The sequence below is a fragment of the Acetobacter tropicalis genome, from assembly GCF_001580915.1.
GTDB lineage: Bacteria > Pseudomonadota > Alphaproteobacteria > Acetobacterales > Acetobacteraceae > Acetobacter > Acetobacter tropicalis.
On sequence record NZ_LHZQ01000142.1, the window covers coordinates 1 to 9,546 of the forward strand.

7 protein-coding genes are annotated in these 9,546 nt (G+C 52.7%); 2 read left to right on the forward strand and 5 right to left on the reverse strand.

All coding sequences use genetic code 11. From position 1 onward, the window contains the following. Positions 1 to 498: 498 nt before the first annotated feature. A complete protein-coding gene (locus tag AD944_RS01855) occupies positions 499 to 2,028 on the reverse strand; it encodes a S10 family peptidase (RefSeq protein WP_052427072.1) in 1,530 nt (509 codons plus the stop codon). 97 nt (positions 2,029 to 2,125) lie between these two features. Between AD944_RS01855 and AD944_RS01860 the strand changes: the two genes are divergently transcribed. Continuing rightward, positions 2,126 to 2,365, forward strand: a complete 240-nt coding sequence (locus AD944_RS01860; protein WP_045541380.1) for a hypothetical protein — start codon at positions 2,126 to 2,128, stop codon at positions 2,363 to 2,365. A gap of 104 nt (positions 2,366 to 2,469) precedes the next feature. On the opposite strand, the gene AD944_RS01865 is transcribed toward AD944_RS01860, so the two are convergent. The 4 genes from AD944_RS01865 to AD944_RS01880 are packed head-to-tail and all read right to left on the reverse strand — an operon-like array spanning position 2,470 to position 7,776. Beyond that, positions 2,470 to 3,267 carry an N-formylglutamate amidohydrolase gene (locus tag AD944_RS01865; protein ID WP_052427071.1) on the reverse strand — a complete coding sequence of 266 codons (798 nt, stop codon included), beginning with the start codon at positions 3,265 to 3,267 and terminating at the stop codon, positions 2,470 to 2,472. Beyond that, a complete protein-coding gene (locus tag AD944_RS01870) occupies positions 3,257 to 4,501 on the reverse strand; it encodes an MFS transporter (RefSeq protein WP_045541379.1) in 1,245 nt (414 codons plus the stop codon). The genes AD944_RS01865 and AD944_RS01870 overlap by 11 nt, the downstream gene beginning before the upstream one ends. A 9-nt stretch (positions 4,502 to 4,510) precedes the next feature. After that, positions 4,511 to 5,362: a carbon-nitrogen hydrolase family protein gene (locus AD944_RS01875; protein ID WP_045541378.1), complete on the reverse strand. Its 852-nt coding sequence runs from the start codon at positions 5,360 to 5,362 to the stop codon at positions 4,511 to 4,513. Positions 5,363 to 5,385: 23 nt separating this feature from the next. Then, positions 5,386 to 7,776 (reverse strand): TonB-dependent receptor, encoded by a 2,391-nt coding sequence (locus AD944_RS01880; protein ID WP_052427070.1) that lies wholly within the window; start codon positions 7,774 to 7,776, stop codon positions 5,386 to 5,388. 436 nt (positions 7,777 to 8,212) lie between these two features. Between AD944_RS01880 and AD944_RS01885 the strand changes: the two genes are divergently transcribed. Continuing rightward, on the forward strand, positions 8,213 to 9,394 hold the full coding sequence (locus AD944_RS01885; RefSeq protein WP_052427069.1) for an aminotransferase class I/II-fold pyridoxal phosphate-dependent enzyme: 1,182 nt from the start codon (positions 8,213 to 8,215) through the stop codon (positions 9,392 to 9,394). The last annotated feature ends 152 nt before the right edge of the window (positions 9,395 to 9,546 follow it).

The window sequence follows — 9,546 nt, forward strand, 5'->3', positions numbered from 1 at the left end:
CCAGATCCTTCCCCGATGGTGCCAGCCCCGAGGGCCACCCCGGGCGACTGCTCCGGCCGGGGGATCACCATGACAGCCCGCAGAGATTACAGCATGACCGATCCCGATGTCGGAGTGGCTCCGCTCCGGCAAACCGGGGCTCCTGTACGCATCACCGGAAAAGCCGGGAAAATCGCTGTCTGCACCGCAAATTCTGTCATCGCGTCATGCAGATCCGGTCATAAAAACCCGTTCCAGTTCCACAAACGCACCTGTATGTTCTGGCTCAGGCTCTCCCCCGGGGCGGCGCCAGTTGCAAATTCCCCATAACTGAGTCCCGGTGTCGCGGGTTCGGTCTTCCCAGACTTTCGTACGCCTCGCGGCGCCCGAAACCCTTCAGGGAGAGCGGAAGGTCTGCTATGGAGACATATTGATAGTGGAAGCTGACATTCAGATCATATTAAATCTACTTCAAATATCTAAAATAAATGAAAAATTTAGATCTTATATAAAACAATACTATTTATAATAGCATGGTTTCTTATTATCATAAAATTTGTGTAAATCCTGCGAAGTTATTTTGAGGGCATGGTTATCGAAGTACATCATATGCCCTGCAGGGTAACGGCAAAATGATATTTCCTGTATCTGGCTAATTGGAAGATTGAGATGTCGGATATCGTAAGCCGTCAGCGAAAACGGTGCGGCCAGATCGTAGAGGCCATTTAGAAAAATGACCCTCATGCCAGGGTTTCTGGCCATCGTTTCTGCAAGGTCACCACCGGTCACCGCAGTTTCAAGAAGACGGGACCGTCCTTTCGCCTTATGACGCCAGTCCCAGACTGAACTGGTAGTGTTGTCATATATGACATAGGGGCGCTCACCATCATAGCCGAAATCTTGTCCAAGTTGTTTGTTCCAGACGGTCGTGAGTGGGGTACGGACATTTTCGTTTGAGGGATCGAAGTCCGGCGCATCGGGCGCGAGATATGACATGGGAGCAGTAGCCCGCGCATCGTAGCGGCCTGTAATCAGTGCGTCAGACTTCAGAAGTTCGCTGCGGAAGGTATTGACGTCCGGTCTAAGCGCATGGGCCCTGATTGTTTCGATGGATAGCCCCGTGTAGCGGGCAAGCTCTCCTGTTACAGCTCGTTCTGTTGTCAGGTCGAGATTTTTGCCTTGCCAGAGGGCCTGCATGTAAGTTGTTGCGGCGAAGGATTCCGCCTGCGAGATCAACGCGTTCAGGTTAAGGTTTTGATAGCCGCTTTTACGGTGAAACCACGCGATTGCGGCATAGGTAGGAAGATAGCTTAGAGTGGTCATATCCATTCCCGGGAGCCGTTCTCCGTAATTGAGGACGGTGGACATGAAAATCAATCCGTTCAGGAATATGCCGCGCTCGGCCAGCACTCGGCTTGTGACGGAAATCCGGGTTGTTCCGTAGCTTTCGCCGAACAGATAGAGCGGAACGTTCCATTTTCGGGCGCTATCGAGATAGGCCGCAACGAAATCAGCAGACGCTGCGGCGTCCTGATCCACGCCCCAGAAATCCGCATTTTTCTTGTCTCTCAGAGGGTGGGAAAAGCCTGTTCCGACCGGATCGACGAAGACCAGATCGGAGGCGTCGAGTAACGTCATGGGGTTAGTGGCAGCGTTATAGTGGGCATCTTCAGCTAGGCGACTGGCTTCCGCAGGGACGCGCAGGGGCCCGAACGATCCAAGTTGAAGGAACAGCCCTGATGAGCCGGGACCGCCATTGAAGAAGAAGGTGACAGGTCGGGAGGGCGAGCGATCTGCGGTATAGGAGACATACGACAGACACGCCGTGGGATTACCTTTCGCATCGTGCAGCGTGAGTGTGGCAAGGCGTCGTTCGTAAGTCCATGTCTTTCCCTTTAGGGAAAGTTTGCCCGAAATGGCTTTGTTCAGCGCGCAGGCTGCAAAGGGTGAGCTTTCGGCGGCATGGAGCGTGAGAGGAAACAGTGCTGTTGCGATGAGGCATAGCCCAGGCAGGAAACACTGTCTTCCGGGTTCAGAACGACGCAGCATGAGACCTGACTCCATTGGGATCGATGGCACTGAAATATTCCGTATACGCTTTCGGGCTTCGGGGTGCAGAGCAGCTGACACCCCATCGGAATAACAGATGATCGCTATCCCTACGCCAGATTTCCGCAAGGACTACTGCGCTGTCCTTGAGTTTCAGGATTTCCAGTGCGCCATTCGGCAGCAGGCGCCCGCGGAGATGATCGAAGCGCTGACTCCCTTTGAAGGGATGTGGGCGGTTATCGAGGGGAATATCGAACCGAAAATGGGAGGGGGGAGCATCCGGGTTGGTTCGGTTCACGGAGTGATAGAACAGATTTCCATTCTCGATACGGAGTGAAACGCGCAGGTCCATGCTTTCATGAGGGAAAAGGCCGTTGCTCCAGCTGGAGAGCTGCCTTTCGATGGCCCAGGTACCGTTGATGCTCGGCTTCGCGGAAGGAGTCATGCAGTTTTGGCCTGTGTGTTATCGGGAGGGAGAGGGCAGGTCTGGCCTTCTTGAAGGGCCTGGGCTGTGATCCTGGCCCATCGGGTAAGACCGGGAGCAGTCGCCAGAAGATCATTGCGAATTTCGACGATGACGGCGGCGAGGCCACGTCTGTCCCCATGGAAAGGGATCGTATGGTTCGAGTGCTGCCACAGATCATAGGGCTGGTTGCGGCCGACGAGCGCGCCGCTCTGTTTTTCCATGGCCTGCGCTACGGTTTCGCCGTGCAAATGGGAGGCTCGATACAGGACGCCTGCCGCCCATGGACGAGGAACACCAGCATAGACCGGGGTAAAGGAATGAATACCTACTAGGAAGGTTTCAATCCCGCGCGCGATACGGTCTTCCAGAAATGTACTCAGGCCCTGATGAAAAGGGCGATGCCATCGTGAAAGTCGGTTTTCGCGTTCGTGCAATGTGAGGGAGAGGTTCCCTGGTACGGATGTTGTTTCGCTTCTGGTAGGAATGCATTCCTGACAGGTTTCCGGACGGTTCAGATCCGCTACGAGGCGGGAAACAGGGGCGCTTATGAGGGGAGAATCAAGCAGTCCGGCCACTATGGTCGCCATGTTCATGGCATGGATATCCCAGCCGATATGCTCTTTGGCCGCCTGGGGGGAGAGCCCGAGACCATTATATTCGTCGGGTATAAAAGATGAGGCATGTTCGCAGACGATCACATAAGGACTGCGGGAAGCGGTGTTGTGAAAAATGATGGCCTCAGAACAAGCTGGAGACGTATGTTCAGAGCTCACAATGATGCTCCCTTGCTTCAAGAAGAGGTCTGTCAGGTCGCAGCCAGAAAAAGCCGATTGCTCCGGCGCAGGCTGCAGTCGAAGGCAAAAACAGTACGTCTTCCCAAGAGCCGGTTCGTGTCACGACCCAACCAACTGCAAGCGGTATGATGCTGGCGGAAAGACTGCCCCAGAATGCTGTGCAACCCGTAACAAACCCGGTGTAGGCGCCACTGATATCCTGGACGCTGGACCACAGTGAAACCTGCACAAAGCCGATTGCACCAAGGCAGCCTGTCATGAGGCACAGAGCTAGAATGGTGCCTTGTGCATGGCTTGCGATGGCTAGTAACACTGCGCTCAGAACAAGGCCGAATATCGGGGGAACTGTTCTGACATGGCGCAGGCTGAAACCCCGTGAAGCGAGGTAATCAGCTATGATGCCAGCTAGTAATACTGAGACATACAGGGCTACCCATGGCGCTGATGAGAGCCATCCCAGATCCTTGAGGCGGACATGATGCACCTCATGTAGCCAAGTCGGAAACCAGCTTGCGTAAAATCCCTGTACGCAGATGGTGCAGAAATAGAGAAATCCTATAAGCCAGAAGCGAGGGGTCCGTAAGAGTTTGCTGCGACTGAGAGCGGACGAGGGGGCTGGGATGGACAAGTCGGGTTGCAACGAAATGCTGTCGGGTTTGTCCCTGTAAAACACCAGCCAATAAAGGCTTACGGCAATGCCAAATGCGCCAAAAATTGCAAAAGCCAGCTTCCAGGAATAGGTCAGCATTAACCAGGACGTCAGCGGCCCACTGATAATAGACCCGAGATAGATGAACCCCAGCAGAAGCGCGTTAGCGCGACTTCGGGTGACGGTAGAAAAATGTCTCCTGAGAACAAGCATGCTACTGGCCCAGTCTGGGGCCTGAGCTGCTCCCATGCCAAAGCGGGCCAGAAGGAAAGGTGCAAATCCGAGACAGAGGGGACTGACAAGAGTTGCAAGCGACCATAGGAAAGCGGCTCCGAACAGCACGCGGCGCGGGCCGAGTTTTTCTGCCAGCCAACCGGAAAGCGGTTGTAGGAGCGCATATCCCCATGTCGCGCAGGAGAGGATGAACGAAGCTTCTGGGATGCTGAACCCCAGATCCTTGCGTATGACAGGCATGGCTATCGAAATGGCATGCCTGTCCAGCGACATGAGGAAATTGATCGGTGCTAGTAAAAAAATCAGGACGATCCAGCTTTTCTCCCGCATGGCGTTACCTCAGTCTGTCAGAGGCAGGGGAAGGCGCCGGTGATTGCCCAGCGGGATGGACTGGCGGATACGTTGTGTCAGTGCGTGATCCAGATATCCCGTGACGGAGGTTTCTCCGTCAGATGCCATCGCTACGATATGGCCCCAAGGGTCGCAGATCAGGGAATGACCAAATGTTGTGCGGATCTCTCCCTTGTCGTTGCGGTGTGAGCCGTACATGCCGGTCGCCACGATCCAGACCTGATTTTCAATGGCACGGGCTCGAAGCAGAACTTCCCAGTGGTCTTTTCCCGTTTGAAGAGTAAAGGCAGCAGGGAGAAAAATAATTTCTGCCCCTTCGTCGCGCAGGGCGCGGAAAAGCTCGGGAAAACGCAGATCATAGCAGATCGTGAATCCCGCCTTGATGCCATCTATATCGCAGATGCTCAGGGATTTCCCGTGATTGAAGTCCCGGCTTTCATTGTACACTGTGCCATCTGGGCCCGTAACGTCGAACAAATGTAATTTACGGTAGCGCGCGATTTCCTGTCCTTCCGGATTGAACATCAGGGTCGTGTTGCACAGACGCTCACCGTCAAGCTCAGCAATGGATCCACCGTGGACATAGGCACCGTATTCACGCGCGAGCTTTGCCATCGTCTGGTAAACTTCGCCTCCGGTTGCGCCGCTGCCTGGTGCCGGGAGTATTTCAGCAACCTGAAAACGCGTAGGACGGTCTGCATTCCGACAAGGCCACATTTCCGGCAGACTGATCACACGAGATTTCTGGCGGGAAAATGACTCAGCAACCAATCGGCGAACCGTTGCAATATTTTCGGCCTTTTTGTTGCCGGCATTGAACTGGATCAGGGTAACAAGCATGATTAAATATCCTCAGATGTTTTTTAGAAACCTGTCGATATCGAAACAAGAGCGGCGAAGCCGGCACCGACATCATATGTAGGCGTAGAGGCTGCTATGGTCTTTCCATTCGCTCCTTTCTGAGCCTTGGCGTTGGCCACAGGAGCGACGACACCGGACAGATATTTGGTGTTGGCAGCGTTAATGATGTTGAGCTGGATCTGAGGTTTCCGGAAAAAGCCGACGTCGCTCATCCGGTATCCTGCGTTGATGTCCAGGGTTTTGCGCTCCGGAATCCCCTGATCGTTCATGAAGGAGGAATACATTGCATCCACCCAATTGAACTGCAGGCCGCCAAAGAAATGGGAGTCATCATAATTGATACCGACTGCTGCCGTGGCTTTCGGGCTCATAGGAGCCACTCGCCCCTTCGTGGGAAGGTAAGTCCCGCCGGTATAGAAGTTGTCATCGATGGACGCATGCAGGTACGAAATTGACGCATAGGGCGAGATATGATGCCAACGCTTCAGCCCGATCTCGGCCTCCGCGCCGCGTGTCGTCTGTCCGCCAACATTCAGATACTGCGTAGTTAGGACGCCATTTAAAGGAGCAGTTGCGGAAAGTTGACGGTTTTTGAAGTTATAATTGAATACCCCAATAGAAGCGTTGAAAATCCCAGTGTAGCGATATCCGAGTTCCTCGGAGATAGAGTATTCAGGTTTAACTGAAGAACTGCCATGAGATGTGATCTTGCCGGTTGAGACACTGATTGTATCATAAAATGGCGTGTCACCGACTGGCGTTCGGAACGCTGTGTTGACGTTGAAGAAAACCTGATGCTCGGAATTGAACCTGTAATGGATGCTCATGCGGGGCAAGGGGATTGCATAGCTGGCTCCAGCATAATAACGCGCACCAGGAAGCATGTTGGTTCCACGTAAATCCACCATGGCTTCCCTGAAACCTGCGGATATTTTCAGTTTGTCATGGAGCAGAGAAACGGTGTCCTGGACGTAAAGTGCTGTCGTCTGCTGAATTTCATGCAGATTGGTGCTGTATAGGATTGATCCATTGGCCATTGTGAGGGCATAGCCGCCATAAAGATTGGCGGCTTGGCCATTCCCGCCGACAGCAGCATATGACGTCATGGCCCTACGATCGACGTTATTATACCACGCACCCACTTCAAGAAGGTTGATCCCCCTGCGATAGGCTAGTCCCGTCGTAATGCCACTGGAGAACGTATAACCGGCAGCCATCGCCGCGACGACACCACGGCCAGTGCTCAGGTCTTCCAGCCCGAGATCGCCTGCTGCCTGTGTGCCGGAATAGCTCCCGCTATTGCTGAGCGTCGTACCATTTGGAACGCTGCCGCTCATCCAGAAATAATAAGGTGTGGCTGTCAGGGAGAGGCCGTGGCCGAGATTAAACTGTGACGGTAAAGAAATCATTACGCGTGATCGGCGGTTGATCCAGAGTTTATAATAATTCGCTTGTCCGCTTTTGAAAGACGTAGCGAGATTATAGTGCGTCCCGTATTGCTGCCACTGACTTAATGTCAGGTAATTTTGCCATGCGTTCTGTAGGCGATTATAGGTCACAACGGCAGCCACACGGTTGCCGTTTCCCCATTCTTTCACGAATTTGCTGTCGACATGATAGCGGGTGTTGTTGCCTGGACCACGCCAGTTGTCGTTGGTTGTGTAAGAAAAAGACGTGAAATTTCGGATCCCGCTGTGGCCAATCTCGCCGGAATCAAGCCGAATAAATTCGCGGAACGCATTGTTGGTGCCAAAACTGGAACCTAGATATCCGCCGCGATGAAAGGATGGATCACGCAGGGATGAACTGACAAGCGCGCCCACTGCATTCAGTACTGGTGCAGACATGTCGGGTGAGCCCTGACGGATCTCGAAACGACCAATATTTTCTGAATCCGACCATTCTGATGAATCCGCCACATGATTGATCTGGTCATCAGCGGGCATTCCCTCGAATTCCCAGCCAATTTCGTTCTGTTGCATTCCGCGGATCATCACGTTGGAACGATCGCTGACACCAAGAGGATCGGTCTTGGCCACTGTTACGCCGGGTGCCATTTGCATCAAACTAAAAAGGTTGCTTGTGGGCGCCTGTTTTGCGATGAAATCCCGGCTGGCACCACTGACCATTGCCGCGTCATCACGTGGTGGGAGCAGTCCCCCGCCAGGTGTCTGGTTCGTAACCCCGGTCGGGCTATGAAGACCTTCAGCAAACACCTGTAACTCTTCCGCGTTACCGTGCGCCTGAATTCCATCAGCAGCAGTCTTTTGAGACGCCACAGGAGTGTGACGTTCGCGGCTATTTGCTACTGATAAGCTTTTCGCCCGAGCCTCACCGATGCTGCTGGATAGTGCAGTCATGGACATCAGCACGAATAGAGTCTTGTTCCGCATGCCCTTTTCCTCTTTCGCAGAAGGCGGATCCCGGGAAGCTTCAGGATCACATATTTCATATCCGTCCCGGAACAGTATTGACGAACCTGGATGGAGCTCACAAATGTTATGTTGTTATTGAACATTTAATTCTGGTTTTTAATGATCACCAGCAGAACAGAGCCGTTTCCGGACACCTGCCCCGGAAGTGGTGCTCTCTTCCGATGACAATTCTTTCCATCCTATAACGTGCATATCAAGTGATATGTTGTTATTGAACATTTAAAATACGGACCTTGAAGTGGATAATATAAATAACGTATCTTCTGAGTGGTTATCGGGACATCTGCCCGATCGAACATCTGCTGGCATCAGCCGCCGGACGCGTTTTCTCATTCAATCCGGTCTGCTACCTCTTGGCAGCCGTCTGCCCTCTCTTCGGGATCTGGCTTTCTGCATGCAGATCAGTCCAGCAACCCTATGTCTTGCCTGGGCAGAGCTTCGGGAAGACGGCCTCATTGAAGGGAGAGGGCGGCTTGGCAGTTGGGTCTGTCGATCATCTTCGTCACCTCGTCCCAAGCGGCGCGGTGTTCAGAAACATGCAGGGCAAGACATCATCAACCTCTCTGCCGCCATCCCTGACCGATCCCTGCTGCCACCTCTGAACGAGGCTCTGGCGCACGTGGCTCAGGCCCCAGACATTAATTCCTACGCAAAGATCCGTATTACGGCCGCTCTTGAGAGGGTGTGCAGGACAACCTGGCCTTATGAGAGCGAAGGTTTCCTTGCGACTAACGGCGGCTTCTGCGCTCTTAATGAAACTTTTTCGGTGCTCCTGTCCCGCGGGAGTGTTGTCGCGGTCGAGACACCAACAGCAACTGCGACTCTCGATATACTTGAGCGTCTGGGCGTAAAAATCATTCCAGTCGTCTGCGACGCTGACGGGCCGTGTCTTCATTCTCTAAGGGCAGCTTTGACACATGAGCCAGCTGCGTTTGTCTTTCAGCCACGCGTCAATGGTATCACGGGGCAAAGCGTCCACCCGGACCGGTTAAAGGCCATAGCAGAAACTTTCAGTGTAAAGCCGCTCTGGATCATCGAGTGGGACGCCTTGGACGCCCTCTCCCTCGTTCCCCCTTGTAGCTTGGGCAAGTGGCATCCGTATTACACGGTTCATATTCGCTCTTATTCCAAAAGCATGTCTCCCGATCTGAGGCTTGCCGTTGTGTCCGCATCTTCTGAAGTCATAGGAAAAATTCAGGAATTTCGGGCTTTCGGGGCGGGTTGGACAAGTCGTATTCTTCAGGAGGCCACGGCTTATCTGCTTGCAAACAAAACTGCTCAGGAATGCATACAGAATGCACGTTCTGTATATCTAAATAGAAGGCGATGCCTTTCTGACGTATTGAATAGATATAATTTATCGGTAGATAGGATTGGAAGTGGTCTTTCCCTTTGGATGGGAGTGGATGATGAAAAAAAATCAATAGATTTTCTAAAGAAAAACAGAATTATTGTTTCATCCGGTTCGAAGCACTCTCTTGTAAAATCATCCTATATCCGTGTTTCCTATTCGAACCTCGAGAAGGATTACGAATTAATTGGAAATCTTATCGTGAAATCTGCGAGTTACGCATGAGGCAATGACGCCAGATTTTTCGCACGCCATAGACGCTGAAATGCTCCGAGAAAGCCTGTAGAATTTTCAGTTTCAACTTCGGCTTTCTTGACACATTCGTTCAGCGTATGCACGGGTAATCCCCCCATAAAAAGAGTGGCTTTTGAATGAGA